14 protein-coding genes and 1 tRNA gene are annotated in these 17707 nt (G+C 43.5%); 3 read left to right on the top strand and 12 right to left on the bottom strand.

The features are described from left to right. Positions 1-20: 20 nt before the first annotated feature. On the bottom strand, positions 21-1445 hold the full coding sequence (gene lpdA / locus ACZM6M_RS13595; RefSeq protein WP_418762198.1) for a dihydrolipoyl dehydrogenase: 1425 nt from the start codon (positions 1443-1445) through the stop codon (positions 21-23). Positions 1446-1456: 11 nt separating this feature from the next. Beyond that, positions 1457-2248, bottom strand: a complete 792-nt coding sequence (locus tag ACZM6M_RS13590; protein ID WP_320966726.1) for a Cof-type HAD-IIB family hydrolase — start codon at positions 2246-2248, stop codon at positions 1457-1459. Positions 2249-2374: 126 nt separating this feature from the next. Here ACZM6M_RS13590 and ACZM6M_RS13585 point away from each other — a divergent pair. Then, positions 2375-2448: transfer RNA gene (locus ACZM6M_RS13585), tRNA-Pro, on the top strand. Positions 2449-2849: 401 nt separating this feature from the next. Here ACZM6M_RS13585 and ACZM6M_RS13580 read toward each other — a convergent pair. From ACZM6M_RS13580 to ACZM6M_RS13565, 4 genes are all read right to left on the bottom strand, one after another. Next, entirely contained in the window at positions 2850-4364 is a 1515-nt protein-coding gene (locus ACZM6M_RS13580) for a glycoside hydrolase family 43 protein (protein ID WP_066545377.1), read from the bottom strand. Between the two features lie 15 nt (positions 4365-4379). After that, entirely contained in the window at positions 4380-5219 is an 840-nt protein-coding gene (locus ACZM6M_RS13575) for a carbohydrate ABC transporter permease (protein WP_337434137.1), read from the bottom strand. 9 nt (positions 5220-5228) lie between these two features. Then, entirely contained in the window at positions 5229-6140 is a 912-nt protein-coding gene (locus ACZM6M_RS13570; RefSeq protein WP_066545375.1) for a carbohydrate ABC transporter permease, read from the bottom strand. A 93-nt stretch (positions 6141-6233) separates the two neighbouring features. Further along, positions 6234-7592, bottom strand: coding sequence for an ABC transporter substrate-binding protein (locus tag ACZM6M_RS13565; protein WP_418926861.1), 1359 nt, complete (start codon positions 7590-7592; stop codon positions 6234-6236). 324 nt (positions 7593-7916) lie between these two features. On the opposite strand from ACZM6M_RS13565, the gene ACZM6M_RS13560 reads away from it, so the two are divergent. Then, positions 7917-8672: a response regulator gene (locus ACZM6M_RS13560; RefSeq protein ID WP_178274525.1), complete on the top strand. Its 756-nt coding sequence runs from the start codon at positions 7917-7919 to the stop codon at positions 8670-8672. A 15-nt stretch (positions 8673-8687) separates the two neighbouring features. After that, complete coding sequence (locus ACZM6M_RS13555) at positions 8688-10424, top strand: sensor histidine kinase (RefSeq protein ID WP_066545369.1); 1737 nt, start codon at positions 8688-8690, stop codon at positions 10422-10424. A gap of 118 nt (positions 10425-10542) precedes the next feature. Here the strand turns inward: ACZM6M_RS13555 and xylB are convergent, their stop codons facing one another. The 6 genes from xylB to preA form a co-directional block, all read right to left on the bottom strand. Next, on the bottom strand, positions 10543-12012 hold the full coding sequence (xylB, locus tag ACZM6M_RS13550) for a xylulokinase (protein WP_178274527.1): 1470 nt from the start codon (positions 12010-12012) through the stop codon (positions 10543-10545). Positions 12013-12024: 12 nt separating this feature from the next. Further along, positions 12025-13509 carry an L-fucose/L-arabinose isomerase family protein gene (locus ACZM6M_RS13545; RefSeq protein WP_337434139.1) on the bottom strand — a complete coding sequence of 495 codons (1485 nt, stop codon included), beginning with the start codon at positions 13507-13509 and terminating at the stop codon, positions 12025-12027. Between the two features lie 25 nt (positions 13510-13534). Further along, positions 13535-14152: a DUF4867 family protein gene (locus ACZM6M_RS13540; protein WP_418926862.1), complete on the bottom strand. Its 618-nt coding sequence runs from the start codon at positions 14150-14152 to the stop codon at positions 13535-13537. Between the two features lie 108 nt (positions 14153-14260). Further along, positions 14261-15109: an AraC family transcriptional regulator gene (locus ACZM6M_RS13535; RefSeq protein WP_418926859.1), complete on the bottom strand. Its 849-nt coding sequence runs from the start codon at positions 15107-15109 to the stop codon at positions 14261-14263. Between the two features lie 163 nt (positions 15110-15272). Next, positions 15273-16466 carry a phosphopentomutase gene (locus tag ACZM6M_RS13530; protein WP_337434141.1) on the bottom strand — a complete coding sequence of 398 codons (1194 nt, stop codon included), beginning with the start codon at positions 16464-16466 and terminating at the stop codon, positions 15273-15275. Between the two features lie 25 nt (positions 16467-16491). Next, positions 16492-17700 carry an NAD-dependent dihydropyrimidine dehydrogenase subunit PreA gene (preA, locus tag ACZM6M_RS13525; RefSeq protein ID WP_178274530.1) on the bottom strand — a complete coding sequence of 403 codons (1209 nt, stop codon included), beginning with the start codon at positions 17698-17700 and terminating at the stop codon, positions 16492-16494. Between the last annotated feature and the right edge of the window lie 7 nt (positions 17701-17707).

Genomic DNA, 17707 nt, shown 5'->3' with positions numbered 1-17707 from the left:
TTTTCCTCCTGTCTCTTTCCTTAAGCCTTTCTCAGCGCATCCTCAATGGCTGCACCTATGCCTTCATTATACGTCGGTTGGGCCCGCATTGCAAATGACATCTGCTCTGCTGTCAGTCCATTTGCGATTGCAGTGGCAATTTCCCCAATCATATCCGTTGCCCTGGGGCACATCATCTGTGCTCCTACAATGGTATTGCTGTAGGCTTCAAACACCAGCCGGATAAAGCCGTCCTGTTCCCCTGAGATAATGGAACGTCCATTTTCCTCCATGGAAAAATGACCACATCGCACCTTAAGCCCCCGCAGGCCCGCTTCCTCCTCCGTAAGGCCAACGGTAGCAATCTCCGGATCCGTATAAATACAGTTAGGCACAATGGGAAGGGAAACATACATACCGCTGGGTACTGACTGAAGCCGTATAGTATGAGGACGGCCGGCAATTTTTTCCACCACATATGTACCCTGGGCTGCCGCTACATGGGCCAGCTGAATATCTGCACACACATCTCCGATGGCATAAACACCGGGTTCACTTGTCTCAAACCCCGGTGAAACCGCAATTTTCCCATTTTTCATCTCAAGGCTCACATCCGGTCCGCAAAGCCCCTGTACATTCGGTTTACGGCCAATGGCCATCAAAACCTGACCTGCTCTGGTCCGGATGGGTTCACCTCCTTTGTTGGGGGTAATGACGCAGTTTAAGCCATTTTCCCCCTGTGACAGCTCCGTAACAGTAGAATCGCAGTAAACCTGGATTCCTTTCCTGCGCAACACACGCTCAAGAGCCGTTGACATCACATCATCCATAGGGGCCATGAGATGCTTTTTCTTCTCCACAATGGTTACATTGGAACAGAGATTGTTAAACAGGGTGGCAAATTCCACAGCGATCACTCCGCCTCCCATGATGGTCAGCCGATCGAAATTCCAGCTTTTAGCCGCCAGAAGCCGGTCGCTGTTCCACACTCCAGGAAGATCTGCTCCAGGAATCTCATTCATCATCGGAACCGCTCCCGCTGCCAGGATCACCGTCTTACCCTCAAAAAATTCCCGGCCTCCCTCTGCCAGCTCTACCTCCACCGTACGTCCCCGGCGCAGTGTGCCTTTTCCGTATATTACCTCCACATGATTCTTCTCAAACAGTCCCTCTACACTTCCTCTGTACCGGTCCACTGCCTTCTTTTTGTAAGACTGCATTTTTTGAAAATCAAAGGAAATAAAATCGGTAGACACGCCAAATTCATCACAGTTCTGCATCATCCGGAACATACCGGAAGCATACAAAAGCGCTTTGGTTGGAATACATCCCCTGTTTACACAGGTACCGCCTATTTTCTTCGTCTCAATCACAGCCACCTTAAGTCCAAACTCCGCTGCCTTAAGGGCGCCTGTATAGCCTCCCGGCCCGGCGCCGATTACTATTACGTCAAACTGTTTTGCCATCTCATTCCTCCTCATATCCATCCAAAATGCCGGCAGGCATTCCATACCCCGTCCCGGTCAATGGGATCTGTCACATAATCGGCAGCCGCCTTCAGTTCCTCCACGGAATTACCCATGGCAATCCCGATTCCCGCCCTGGAAACAATCTCAAAATCATTCATACTATCCCCAAAAGCCACTGTTTGTGACAGATCCATTCCGTAATACTCACAGAGGCGCTTTAACCCCTCTGCCTTGGACGCCTCATTTTCCACTACATCTGCCCCGGTTTTTCCTGCAAACATGAAAAACTTACATTCCGGAAAATGCTCCTCAAGCTCTCTCACGCGATCCGGGCCTCCTATATAGGCCAATGTCCGCACCGGAAGCTCCAAAAGCTTCATAGGATCCTCAAAATGGCGGCTGGTTTCTCCCCAGCGCAGCACATCAATCCGCTCTACCTCCTCGGGCGCAGTATAATAATCCCCATTCTCCATCGTTACGCCAAGAGCAATCCCTCGCTCCTTCCCAAATGCCAGCAGACGTTTCAAAAGCTTCTTGTCCATAGTATGCTCATACAATGTCTTCCCTTCCGCAACTACACGGGTGCCGTTCATATGGATTACCGCATCCGGCTGGAGCTGATCCCTGTACCCAACACTCAGGGGCAGATCCATATTTCGTCCGCTGGCAATCACGATCACATTATCTTTTCTCAAAATTTCCAGCGCCTTAAGAGCGCTTTCTGTAATTTTCCATGTCTTATGATCCAAAAGGGTCATATCCAGATCAAAACTAACGATCCGTTTTCTCATTCTGTCCATTTTCTCTGTCCTTTCCTGTCCTAAGCCAGTTTTATCCAGCAATGTATTTCATAAAAAACATATTTTTTCGTAAAAATACTTTTCAAAATGAAAAATATATGCTATACTACAATAGTTCGTTCGACACGGAGTATGGCGTAGCTTGGTAGCGCGCTCGGCTGGGGGCCGAGAGGTCGCAGGTTCAAATCCTGTTACTCCGATTTTTCCTTTAAAATCAAGGGTTTTCGATGATTTTTGTCATCGAAAGCTCTTATTTTTTTGATTACCCTTTCGCTAATTTTCATTTGCCTGCATCTATTTTAAATATATCTTACCATTCCCTATAAAAGATTGCAATATTTCAATATTCTGGTTTTTCATATTGGTTTAAATCCCTGTTTTCATAAATACAACGCTTACCATTTCTCAGCCAGACTCTGCATCAAAGAAAATGCTGCAAAAAAACATGAGTACTACAAAATACTAAAAAACTGCAGCTTCGGTTATAACGTTGTTCCTGATAAGGTAACATTATAACCGAAGCTGCTCAAATAAAACCAATCAATGAAAACCGCCGCAAAACACAGCAAACTTTCAGTTTCCAGTTTTTGAAATTCATATATCAGACAATCGTCACATACTCATAATCACAATATCCCTCTGAGTTCTTATTTTCTTTGGAACAGGACCACAGGCAAAGCTTTGCCCCCGTCCAGGTAGCCCGGCTCAGCGGAAATTTCTCTTGAATCTGTGTAAAATGCACACCATCCGTGGAATACGAAAATTTGTAGGTTTTATCGTCTGATAAACTCATGGAAAGCCATAATACATTTCCTTCCAGTTTACTGGAGAACACAAGCCTCTCTTCTGCCTCTCCATGGAACATTTTTTCTGTAACAATTCCCCTATAACAGCGAATCTCCATCTTCTCTCCTGTGCTGTAGAGTCCGGCATATCCATAGATATGTCCTTCCACTCCTATCCCACCGAAGTCTCCCGCTTCTTTCCCTGTAAGCTCCATCTTAACTGTCATGGTCAGCTCTTTTTTCTGTGGGATCTGAGTCAACACATTGGGCGCGTACCACAAATAATTCTCCCGCTCCGGATTTTTCCAGCAAAAAAGCCTTAAATAACCTGGTCGGTCCGTCAGTGAATAGTAAGCACTGTTTGGATTAGCCTGCCACTGCCATTGAAGTCCCAGATGTTTTTCCTCAAAATCATCCGACTGGGCAATGGCATATGACGGCATATCCTCTTCTGGCATATACCAGCTTTCCACTGGTTCCCCAATTCCATCCCCATTTTGATCCTGACCAATGAACGGCCATCCATCTGCAAAACACATAGGCTGAAGATGAACGATGCGTCCCAGTTCGATCACATCCTGAAAATGAATAAACCAGTCTCGTCCATCTGAGGAAGTAACCCATCCGCCCTGATGAGGGCCATTAACTGCTGAATTTCCCTGATGCATTACAATTTTGTACTCATACGGTCCATAAACGGAACGAGAACGAAGGCAAGACTGCCATCCATCTTCCACTCCGCCGGAAGGCATAAGAATATAATAATATCCATTTTTTTTATACATCTTCGGCCCCTCTGTGGTAGGAGCTATCTGTTCTCCGTCGAAAATCAGTTTTGGTTCAGAAAGCAAACCACGGCAGTTGGGATCTATTTCCACCATAGAGAGGCGGTGTTTCATTCCACAACGGCTTTTAGCATAGGCAAAAACCATATATGCCTTCCCATCTTCATCCCAGAACGGACATGGATCGATCCATCCCTTAGACTTACACAGAAGATTCAGTTCAAATTCCCCATAGGGATCTCTGGAACGGGCTACCAGAATGCCCTCATCTACTAAAGGAATGAATACGAAGAAAGTTCCCTCATGGTACCGGATCGAAGATGCCCATGTACCTGATCCATGAGAAGGAAAATCATATTTTTCAAAAGGAAGTGAGGAAACACAATGGTTAATCAGCTCCCAATGTACCAGATCCTTTGAATGCAGCAAAGGCACTCCTGGAAGGTAGGTAAATGAAGATGACACCATATAATAGTCTTCTCCGACCCGAATTACATCCGGATCAGAATAATCAGCATATAAAATTGGATTCTGATATTGCTGCATATTCAATTTCCTCCTTTACCCTTTCAGACCAGAAGTAGCAATTCCCTCTACAAAATACTTCTGGGCTGCAAAAAACAGAATGATCAACGGAATTACAGATACCAGCGCCATGGCCATAACCTGGTTCCACTGAATATTGGATGTTACGTCAATGCTGACTCTAAGAGCCAGAGACAGTGGAAACTTGGATACAGTATTAATATAAATATTGGTATTGAAGAAATCATTCCATGTCCAAAGGAACTGGAACAGTCCTGCTGAAAACAGGGCCGGCTTTAACAATGGAAGAAGAATCTTCATAAAACACTGGAAAGGACCACAGCCGTCAATATAAGCAGATTCATCCAGATCTCTGGGAAGTCCTCTTAAAAACTGCACCATCATAAACACAAAAAACGGATAGCATGCTACTGCTGCGGGAGCATAAAAGGTCATATAGGAATCCAGCCAGCCCAGCTTGTTAAACAAGGCATAGCGCGGAATGATAATAACAGCATTTGGCAGCATCAGAGTTGCTATCAGCACCATAAACAGCGCCTTGTTTCCTGGAAAATCGAAACGTGCAAAACCATAAGCCACAATAGAACAGGATACCAAAGTCAAAAAGGTTGTAGGAACCACCAAAGCAAACGTATTGATAAAATACTGAGCATAGGTATAAGTTCCCGTTGTCTTCCATCCTTTCACAAATGCTTCAATCACCCAGCTCTCTGGCAGAAGGCGCAGACTTCCAAAAATTTCATTGTTTGTCTTAAAACAGGCAAAAAACATCCATATAACCGGAAAGAGCATAGCTACACCGCCGATAGCCAGAAAGGTGTAGGTAAACCCATTTTTTATTCTTTTCTCTCTCATGGCTTCCTCCTAATTATCATAATAAACCCACTTCTTTGAAGTAGCAAACAGCACTGCCGTCATGATCAGGATCACAATGAACAGAATCCAGGAAGTGGCACATGCATATCCCATCTTGAAATATTTAAAAGCATCTGTATACAACTTCATACCCAGAACGTAGGTACCTTTGTTTGGTCCTCCGTTCGTAACTACAAAAGCAGAGGTGAAATTCTGCAGGGCAGTAATCAGCTGCATAATAATATTGAAAAATGCGATGGAGGTAATCATAGGGAGGGTGATCTTGAAAAACATTCTCGGTTTGGATGCCCCATCAATTCTGGCAGCCTCGTAAAGTGACTGCGGAACCTGTTTTAAGGCTGAAAGAAACAATACCATGGAGGAACCGAACTGCCAGATCTCCAGCATACATATGGTAACTAACGCCATATCTGGTGTCCCCAGCCATTTCACTGGTTCAATATTAAAACAGCCCAGAAGACTATTTACAAAACCATCGTTCATAAACAGCACCTTCCACAAAATTGCCACAGCTACGGAACCGCTGAGCAGGGACGGAATATAATATACTGTACGAATAAAATTAATCCCCTTTAAATTTTTATTTAAGATTACTGCAATGATCAGAGCAAGTACAACCTTTCCAGGTACTGTAATGAACGTATATTTCAAAGTAACAATTAGTGAATTCCAAAATTCCTTATCTTTCGTAAAAAGCTTTATATAATTAGCAAATCCCACAAATTCCGGCTTGCTGAAAATATCATAATCTGTAAATGAATACACCAGGGAGCAAATAAATGGATACAGCTGGAATAACAGAAATCCGAATATCCAGATACTCACATACATGAATCCAATCTTATTCCGTTTGGTCCAGCCTCCGTGCATGGATCCTGACTTTGCGCCTTTTTTTGCCATCTTGTCCTCCTTATCCCTGAAACGGCCCGGGAATGATACCCGAGCCGCCTGCAGATCCTTTTTATCTCATATTTCCGTTGCTGCTTTTTACTGTTAATCCAAAGCACTCAGATAATCATTTAAGAGTTCAATGGCATTATCAGCTGCCTCTTCAGGAGTGCTCTGTCCGTAAGCAATGCTTTCTACTATTTCCTCCTGAATCGCGTAAACCTCGGCACTTGTGGTATACCCCTTGTCACTCTTTCCATTTAATCCTGCAGACAAATCAACAGCCTTTACCACAGTCTCATCTAACAGCCCCTTACCTGCACATAAGCTTCTGCCAGTTGTAGTTGGCGGAATACTTCTTACATCCTTTAATGTCTCCTGGGCAGTTTCATTATTATAGAAGTAGTTTAAGAATTCCACGGCCTCTTTTGCATGGGGCGAATTCTTATTTACGGTCATATACTGTGGCGTATCTGCAAAGAAACCATCATTAATGCGGTCATCTGCCATTGGCATCTGCACAACCGTACACTCCGCTTCAGAAATAGCATCCATCAGCAAATTAATGTTAGAGGATGCACCATAACCGAATACAAACTTTCCATTCATCCATTTTGGATTCGTATGAATCTGTCCTTTAAATGTAGCACTGTCCTCAGCAGGCTCAAATACACCCCAATCATAGCAATCCTTAATGTATGTAAGAGCCTCTACGAGTTCATCCCTTGTAAATCCAAGCTTCTTTTCACTGTCGATAATAAAGGAATTTCCAGTTTTCTGACGAAGATAAGGCCGCAGTACATACTCACATAAAATATGGGTATCTACGTTCATATAGTAGTACTCTGGATTTTCTGCATGAAGCTTCTTGCCGTCCTCTAACATACTCTCCCATGTGATCTGTTTTGACAGATCCACACCACAGACATCCGCAGCCTCTGTGTTAGCCACAGTTGCCAGACAAGACATACCGGTTGGAAGTGCTAACAGCTTTCCATCAAATGTACCAAACTGATCAATAAAGTTTTTATCAAAACCGGATGTATCAAAAATATCCTTGTACTCATAAAAATCCACAAAGAAATCACCTCTTGACACAAAATCCGGCAAAGAATCCACATTCTGCTGCATAATATCCGGTGCAGTACCGTTTGCCAGCATGGTAGAAACCTTATCAATGTAACCCTGATCTGAGTTCATCTCAGCCTCAATTTTGATCTCGGGATGAAGCTTCTGGTACTGGTCAATTACTGCCAGCGTTGCCTCATTTCTCTCATCGCCGCCCCACCACATAAAACGCAGTGTAATCTGCTCTTGAGAAGCAGTCTCACTCTTCGCACTCTGATCTTCCGTTTTGGTATCAGAAGCAGTGTTTGCCGACGGTTCATTGGTACAACCTGTAAGAACACCAGCCGTCATTATCCCCGCCATCACAAGACCTGTAAGCTTTTTTCCATGTTTCATGTTGCCATACCTCCCATATTTGCTTTCACGCTTTGTTTACATTTTGTCTCTTCCTCATTTGACTGCCTTTATTGTACATAAAAAAAACACTTCTGTTAAGAAACTAAGCTTAACAAAAGGTATCTCTGTTTAACCAAACATCCTAATCGGTATCATTTTCTATGATTTTTCTTCCTGAACCACGATCTATGGTTCAAAAAATGTTTTACAGATGATTTTTCTGTGAAGATTTTATATAATATAATTACACAATGCCTCGGCTATACAGCTCCTTCAAAAGCTTGTTTTCAAAACACACATTTTGTTTAAGAAAGGACACGATCTATGTACCAAGTAATCATTGCAGACGACGAAGCGAAAATACGAAGCGGACTGGCCAATCTCTTCCCATGGAATCAGCTGGGATTTGAAATCGCTGCAGTTTGTTCTAATGGAAAAGAGGCCTTGGATTTCGCCATGGAAAATCCAGTAGATCTGGTTCTCTCCGATATACGGATGCCCATTATGGATGGTCTGGAGCTGTCCCGGTTGCTTCTGCCAAAAAAGCCCGTAAAAATGGTATTTTTCAGCGGTTATCAGGATTTTAACTATGCCCGTCAAGCCATGAAAAACGGGGTTTCCGATTATCTTTTAAAGCCTGTGAAATATGAGGATCTCTCTGACTGCCTCACCAGAATTCGGGAAACTCTGGACATGGAAAAAGGACTGGCACAACCTGAAGAGGAAAATTTAAGTTACTACGAAAAAATTATCAACACTGTTACCAGCTATCTGGATCAGGAATACCAAACTGCCAGCTTAGAGCAGGCGGCCCGTCTGGTATCTCTAAGCCCCAATTATCTTTCTCGGCTGATGAAAGATCACTCGGCTCTTAGCTTCTCCGATTATCTTCTCAAAAGCCGTATGGAACATGCTGCCAATATGTTAAAGGACATCCATTTCAAGCAGTATGAAATTGCTTACAGAGTAGGATATGATAATCCAAAGAATTTCTCCAGAGCCTTCCACCAGTATTTCAAAATGACTCCTACACAATATCGTAACTGCAGCGGAGTTACAGAAAAACGCAACGAAAAATAAAGGACATTGATTCCCATGAGAAAACGCAATTTTATTAACTGTTTTTTTTACTATTTTGCCATTATTACGCTCCCTCTTTTAATGGTTTTTCTTTTCTTTTTATTTTTTGTCATTCAGGAAAAGAAACAGGAGATTCAATCCAATGCAAAGCGCTCCGCTCAGGCGGCCAAGGACAATTATTCTCTGGTTATGGATACTGCCGCTACCCAGTATGATATTCTGGCGCGCAATCCAAGGCTCTCTATTTCCCTGAGAAATTTCCTTTCTCATGAGAAAGCGAATTATCTGGATGTAGTTCTTACCAACAGCATCCTTTCCAATTTTACCTCGCTCACCAACAATGCCCCTTATATTGCCTCCGTATATTATTATCTGGACGATTATGATTCTATTCTTACCTCAGACACAGGAGGAATTGTAAAATTATCCCGGTTTTCCGACTTAAGCTGGAAGGATTCCTATGACTCTTCGGATAAAGACCAATGGCTGGAACGCAGACAGATGCACCAATACTCCTATGCAGAACCGATTCCTGTACTTACCTACTTCAAGAAATTAAATATGTTTCGCGGCGTAGTAATGGTCAATATTTATGAGGAACAGCTCAAACAACTGATAACCACCAGTTCCCAGTTAGATTCTTTCTTTATCCTGGATCAGAATGGAAATTTTCTCCTAGAAGCAGGGAAAACAAAACAGTTTACCCATGAAGATCGCGGCCTTCTTGCAAATAAGCTCTCCTCTGTTTCTCTGTCCCCCTTTGAAGGCTGGTTTCCTTTCAGCAATGGTTCCTGCTATACTCGAATGATACCAGCAGACTGTGATACCTATATTGCCGCCTGTATCAGCTACTCCAATTATTATCGCGATTTTTATCCGCTCCTGCTGCAGTTGCTCATGGTGCTGGCTGCAATGGTTTTTGTATCCCTATGGATTGCCTTTACCATCACACGAAAAAATTTTCAGCAAATCGACTACTTTGTAAATCTATTCTCTGATGCAGAGCGCGGTGTATTCCGCCAGGAAAAACCTGACTTTCTCAGAGATGAGTATGATCTGGTACTCAACAACATTGTCCAGCTGTTCTTAAACCAGACCTTCCTAAAAAATCAGCTGGCCCTAAAGGATCAGAAACAGAAATTGGCGGAGATGAAGGCACTTCAGCTGCAGATCAATCCCCATTTTCTCTTTAACACCCTGCAAACTCTGGATTTCAAGGCGTTAGAATATACCGGGCAACCCACAGCCATGAATCAGATGATCCAAGCCCTGTCAGATATTCTCAAATATTCCCTCCAGAATCCACATTCTATGGTGACTTTAAAAGATGAGATTGACTATCTGAAAAAATATGACAGTATTCAACGCTGCCGCTATGAAGACAAATATATTTTGTACTATGAATACGAAGAAACCCTTGAAAATCTTCCCATAATGCGGCTGATTTTACAGCCCCTGATTGAAAACAGCCTGTACCACGGCATCAAGCCCTTAGATGATTCAGGTTTTATCAAGCTTCGTATTGTAAGACGAAAAAATCATCTGATCGTTTCCGTCATTGACACAGGTGTGGGAATGGACCGCCAGGCAATCACAGCACTCTATAAAAGAATAGACAATCCCGACAGCGACAACATTGGTCTTACTAATGTAAACAGCCGTCTGGTTATGAAATACGGCCCGGAAGCACATTTAAAAATCAACAGTAAAAAAGGAATGGGGACTTGCATATCTTTCCGAATACCAATTTAAAACTGCAGTTTTTCTAACCTGAATTCATATAGCTTCTTAGTATAAAAAGGAGTGAGCATCCCCCTTCCTATGCTCACTCCCTGATATTCCACGCCCTCTTTACGGAACGCGGGCCTTTTTACATCCCCAACTGAAACAATCCCTTCATTGCAGGATAAATCTGCTTAAATACCTGATACCGCTTTTCGTATTTTTCCACCAACCCAGTCTCCGGCTCAACGGTATCAACAATCTTCACCAGCTTCTCTGCCGCTTCTTCCACCGTTTCAAATTCCCCGCAGCCGACTGCTGCCAGCATAGCGCCCCCATATCCGGGGCCTTCTTCGCTTTCAATCACATCGACCTTCAGATTCATTACATTCGCGATAATTTTCTTCCACAGCAGACTCTTTGCCCCGCCGCCGCAGATTTTGGTACGCTCAATCTGAATCCCCAGACTTCTGGCCACTTCCAGAGAATCTCTGAGTCCAAATGCCACACCTTCCAAAACAGCCTGCGTCATGTCCTCTCTTGCTGTATCCATGGTCATTCCGATAAAAGCGGCTCTTGCTTTGGGATCATTGTGAGGCGAACGTTCTCCCATCAAATAGGGCAGATAGTAAACATGATTTTCACCCAGTTTTGTAATACTGTCCTGCTCTCTTTCATACTCTGTTGTCTTTAAAATTTCATCCATCCACCACTTATTGCAGGAAGCAGCGCTGAGCATACATCCCATCAGATGGAAGCTTCCATCTGCATGAGCAAAGGAATGCAGTGCATTGTGTTCATCCACTCCGAATTTTTTACTGGAAATGAAAATAGTTCCGGAAGTTCCAAGTGAAATATTGCATTTTCCCTCTCCGACGGTTCCAGTCCCCACAGCAGCCGCTGCATTGTCTCCGGCTCCTGCTACGACCCTCACCGCTTCCGTAAGCCCCAGCCTGTCTGCAATTTCTTTCTTCAATAAACCAACCACTTCATAGCTTTCAAACAATTGCGGAAGCTGTTCTTCTTTCACTCCGCAAATATCCATCATTTCTCTGGACCAGCATTTATGCTCCACATCCAAAAGCAGCATCCCTGAAGCGTCAGAATAATCCGTACAATGGATTCCCGTAAGCATATATGCCAGATAATCCTTGGGCAGCATAATTTTGCTGATACGGGAAAAATTTTCCGGCTCATTTGCTTTCATCCAGAGAAGCTTCGGTGCGGTAAAGCCTGCAAATGCGATATTTGCTGTATATTTAGATAATGCTTCTTTTCCGATTACTTCATTGAGATGCTCTGTTTCCTTCGCTGTTCTTCCGTCATTCCAGAGAATCGCAGGGCGGATCACCTGATCCATCTCGTCCAGAACCACCAGTCCGTGCATCTGGCCGCCAAATCCGATTCCTGCAATCTGTGTTCTGTCACACTCTGCTGTCAGCTCTTTCATTCCCTCCATAGTTTTTTCAAACCAGTCCTGAGGATTCTGCTCGGACCAGCCGGGATGAGGAAAATACAGGGGATATTCCTTTGATACAATTTTATGAATGGTTCCGCCCTGATCCATCAGCAGCAGTTTCACTGCTGATGTACCAAGGTCAATGCCTATATATAACATGTTTCTCTCCCTTTATTTCCACGGATTCTCTGTAGGATATCTTACTCCCGCAGGCTGGTTATAACCGATTTCCTCAACAGGAACCCCAATATACTTAAATACCTCAAACAAAGCCTTTCCATGGTTTCCAAATGCAACTGCACCATGATGTGGGAAATTCTTTTCAATCAGCACATGGCGGTAAAATCTTCCCATTTCAGGAATTGCAAATACACCAATGGAGCCGAAGGAACGTGTTGCAACAGGAAGAACCTCTCCCTGTGCAATATAGGCTCTGAGCTTACAGTCAGCCGTGCTCTGCAGACGGAAGAATGTAATATTTCCCGGTGCGATATCTCCCTCTAAGGTTCCCTGTGTCACCTCTTCCGGAAGAGAACGTGCCATGATCAGCTGATATTTCATTTCACAGAAGGACAGTTTTTCAGACGGCGTATTTCCACAGTGGAATCCCATAAAGGTGTCTTTATGAGTATATGGGAATTTGCCTTCTATTTCTTCTTTATACATATCTGCCGGCACATTATTATTGATATCAAGGAGGGTTACCGCATCTTCGCTGACAACGGTTCCGATCAATTCACTCAAAGCACCGTAGATATCTACCTCACATGATACCGGAATCCCCTGAGCGGTCAGACGGCTGTTTACATAGCAGGGCACAAATCCAAACTGTGTCTGGAACGCCGGCCAGCACTTTCCTGCAATTGCCACATATTTGCGGTACCCTCTGTGCTCCTCAATCCAGTCCTTTAAGGTAAGCTCATACTGTGCCAGCTTTTCAAGGATCTCCGGCTTCTTATTTCCGGCGCCAAGCTCCTCTTCCATTTCCTTCACAACCGCCGGGATCCGCTCATCTCCAGCATGCTTGTTAAATGCCTCAAACAGATCCAGCTCTGAATTTTCTTCAATTTCAACTCCTAAATTGTAAAGCTGCTGAATGGGCGCATTGCATGCAAGGAAATTTAATGGACGCGGCCCGAAGCTGATAATTTTCAAATCATTCAATGCGATCACTGCTTTTGCAACCGGACGGAACTCTGCGATCATATCTGCACATTCTTCAGCTGTTCCAATGGGATACTCCGGAATATAGGCTTTGATATTTCTCAGCTTCAGGTTATAGCTTGCATTGAGCATTCCGCAGTAAGCATCGCCGCGGCCCTGAATCAGGTTGTCCCCACGCTCCTCTGCCGCAGCCACAAACATCTTCGGTCCGTCGAAATGCTTTGCAAGCAGTGTTTCAGAAATTTCAGGTCCAAAATTTCCAAGATATACAACCAGCGCATTGCAGCCGGCAGCCTTGATATCTTCCAGCGCCTGCACCATATGAATCTCACTTTCCACAATACAAATGGGACATTCATAAATATCCCTATCCCCATATTTTTCCCTGTATGCTTTTATCAAAGCCTCTCTTCTGCTGACAGATAGACTCTCCGGAAAACAATCTCTGCTTACTGCTACTACTCCGATTTTCAATTCTGGCATATTTTTCATTGTATGTACCCACCTTCTTATTATTTTAAACTGTTACATTTTCACCCTTTAAGCCGCAGAATGCACCTACAATCCCAGCTTCCTCATGTGCGATCAGCCATTTGTTTTTGGCAGCAAGCAGTCTGTCCTCTCCCTCTGTCCCTGCTGCAAAATCCAGCTCCGTATTCGTTCCTTTCGGCAGCACAACCACACATCGGAAACCATTTTCACCCTCTGCCGTACATGGCGCATAGTGAAGTGTTGTTGCATAAACCTCAATCACCGTACCTGCAGGTACAAAAAAAGCCTCCACGCGAGAAGTGTCATATGTATCGTCTGCTTCAATATCCTGCTCCCGTCCAAGGAGCAGAACAAGGTTGTTTACTGCAATATTAATTTCAGAAGAACGATGATATTCCAGCCCATTCAGCTTTCTGTTATCACCATTGCAATATCCGATTTGAATTGGAAGGCCGCCAAATCCGCGGTTTTTCATCTCCTCTGCATCAGGCAGAGCCTCCATTTCTTCCACAGACGGAACATATACGACTTCTCTTGTTAAAGGCGTATGCTCCATTTCTGCCAGGATTCCGTCTACATGATATCCCGTCAGAATTTTACCGTATTTTTTAAATGATTCCTCATTTATATTCTGAATCTGCATCATTGTCTCCTTTCTTATTAGAATGTTTTCTGTTAAGACCATGATAACAGCTTCCTTTTATCTTATCGACCTTTTATTTATCCATACAACTGCACTTTTTTGTCTTTTTTATATCTGTTCCGATGAATGGGACGATTCTGTTTTTCTCCGCAGATACTCGCTTGGAAGCATCCCGTATTTCTTTTGAAATGCCTTTGCAAAAGCCCTGCTGCTTGGAAATCCATGGTGAAAGGCCACTTCACTGACCGTATGCTCCGTCCGGCTCAGTTCCGTAAACGCATATTCTACACGTACTCCCTGCAGATAATCCTTATAATTGATGCCTGCATATTTTTGAAACATTCTTGAAATATATGCAGGAGTATATCCAAACACCTCAGCCAGCGCTTCCAATGACAGCTCCTCCTGATAATGTTCTTTCATATAATTCGTAATGGGAGTAAGTTTATTTAATTTTCTGTTTTGTTTCAGCAATTCATCTTTTACGTCCAATTCACGGTAAACAGAAACAAGCAGATATAACAGCATATAATATCCGCTTTTTACCCGCATATCATATCCCGTCTCTTTTTTCCCGTATGCAGCAAACATTTCCCGGATCAGATCCACGACCTGGACATCCTGCTTTTTTGCTTCATGTGTAAATCGAATGTACTGCTCCCCGGTAAAGTAATCAGAAAATGTTTTTAATGGAATCTGTATCACTACTGTTTTGTTTGGCTCCGGTGAATCAATGGCATGTATCTCATTTGAATTCACCAGAACAAACTCACCTGGATTCAGCTCCTGTTCCAAATCATTCAAATAGAATTTTAAATGACCCTCAAACACCATAAAAATTTCAATGGAGCGATGCCAGTGTTTATCCCGGAAATAATTTCCCTTCTCCCCTTCAAATAAAAACATCTTAAAGGGTAAATCTTCATTTGGCACTACAATTTCGTGGTTTGACTGCATCTTTCAAAACTCCTGATCGTTTCATTCTTTTTACTGTCTTTGTCTTAAATGTATTGTATCAGTACACTGATGTGACGGCTAGTCCCAAATGTATGAAAAATCATAACAAAAAGGAGTGAGCATATCCATTTATATACTCACTCCTAAACCTTTCAAAATAGATCTATTGAATCTGATCCAGCATTGATTCTCCAATGGTTCCATCCGGCATCCTTACATTGAAATTTTCTGCAATCGTAGCCCCTATTGCCGCAAAAGAATCTGCCTCATTTAATGTTCCTGCACCCTTCAGATCTTTTGCATAAAGAAGCAGCGGTACCTGTTCTCTGGTATGATCAGTTCCCTGATAAGTCGGGTCATTTCCATGATCTGCCGTAATCATCAGCAGATCCTCATCTCCCATCAGTTCCAGCAATTCTCCCAGCTTTTCATCAAACTGCTCCACTTCTTTTGCATATCCTTCCGGGTTTCTGCGATGCCCCCATACTGCATCAAAATCTACCAGATTCACAAAACATAATCCTTCAAATTCACTATGTTCCATAATATCCGCTGTCTGCTGCATTCCATGAACAGAGCTGTCTGAATGATACGTTTGTGTGATTCCTTCTCCATCAAAAATATCATGGATCTTTCCCACAGCAATCACTGACAGACCATTCTCCTTCAATGCGTCCAAAGCTGTTTTTCCGGAAGGCTTTAAAGCATAATCCTTTCGATTACTGGTACGCTTAAATTCTCCGCGTTTCTTTCCCACATAAGGCCTGGCTATCACACGGCCCACCTTCCACTCATCTTTAAGTGTAATTTCTCTGGCAATTTCACAGCAGCGGTAAAGTTCTTCCAGATCAAATGTTTCTTCATTTCCGCAAATCTGAAGCACAGAATCAGCTGAAGTATATACGATCATATGACCGGTAGCAATCTCTTCTTCTGCCAGTTCATCCAGAATCTCTGTTCCACTGGAATTCTTATTTCCAATCACTTTATGACCGGTACGCTGTTCTAATTCTTTAACCAGTTCCTCTGGAAACCCTGTCTCTGAAAATGTGACAAACGGTTTTGCAGTCTGAATTCCCATCATCTCCCAATGTCCGGTCATGGTGTCCTTTCCACGGCTTTTTTCATTCAGCAAGGCGTAGTAGCCTAACGGTTTTACAGCCGGCTCTACTCCTTTCAGCGGATGGAGATTAGCAAGTCCCAGCTTCTGAAGGTTTGGAATGTTCCACTGGCCCACATATTCTGCAATATGTCCCATCGTATCGGCGCCTTCATCTCCATATGCTTTTGCGTCATGAGCATTTCCCGCACCAAAAGAATCCATAACGATCAAGAATATTCGCTTGAATTTCCTCATTCCATTTTTCTCCTTTTTCCTTCACTTATCGCTCTGTGGGTACCATCTGAATCGCACCTGTAGGACACACGATTTGGCAAAGTCCGCATCCCGTACATTTCTCCGTGCAGACCAAAGCTTTTCTTGGACTGGTCTCCAGCTGAATTGCCTGCTTTCCGCCGTCACTGCAGGAGACAGCACATTTCCCGCACCCAATACATTTATCTGGATCCACTAAAGCTGCCAGCTGCTGCTTTAAAGACAGATTTCTTGCCGCAGAAGCCATGTGATTCAAAGAATATCCACGGAACTCATCCAGAGACTGATATCCTTTTTCCATCATAAATTTTTCCAGATAAGAAATCATCTGCCTGATTATGCCATAGCCTTTATACATAACTGCTGTTGCGCTCTGCAGTGTGTCAGCGCCCAGACACAGATACTCTAATGCATCCTTTCCATCTGTGATTCCTCCAACTGCTGAAATACCAAACGGCTTTTCTTTTGCAGCAAGAGCCATTTTATAAATACAATGCTGAGCCATAGGTTTAATGAACGCTCCAGACAATCCCATGGGTGCACTTTGTCCTATTATATCCGGAATATGTACCATACGTTCCGGATTCAGAGGACCGATTCCATGAATAGAATTGATTCCGGTCACTGCATCTGCTCCGGCTTCAGCCGCATACAGAGCCATTTTTCCAATATCATTGACATGAATTGACAGTTTGGCTATCACCGGGATCTGAACTTCTTCTTTTACCCAGCGAATTACCTGCTGCATCAGCTCTTTCTCCTGGCAGATCATCACGCCTGCTTCGCTGTCAATACAGGACAGACAAAGCTCCAACGCATCTGCTCCGGCATTCTGGGCCTTTCTGGCCAGCGTTTTCCAATCCGCTTCTACATATTGAGCCTTTACACTGATAATCAGCATCTTTTCCGGATACCGTTCCTTCACTTTCGCAAAGTCTGCAAATGCTGCGTCTACACACTTGTCCATAACAAAGTCGATATTCCCCATGCCGGTAACGCCTTTTGCTCCGGAAGCAGAAATAGGAAGCATTCTGGGAGACAAGCTTAAATTCAACTCATCCTGAAGAAAAGAGATGCTTTTTGTAACTGCTCCAGCCCATCCTTCTTCAAATGCTCTGCAGATCATCTCTCCTGTCGCACTAACGGGAGAAGAAGCCAGAATGAATGGATTTTCACAGCGGAATCCACAATAATTTGTTTCCATATTTAATGCCATAGTTGTT

Source organism: Enterocloster sp., assembly GCF_057861365.1.
Note: the sequence above shows the minus strand (reverse complement) of the source record. Positions and strands in the feature narration are given on the sequence as shown.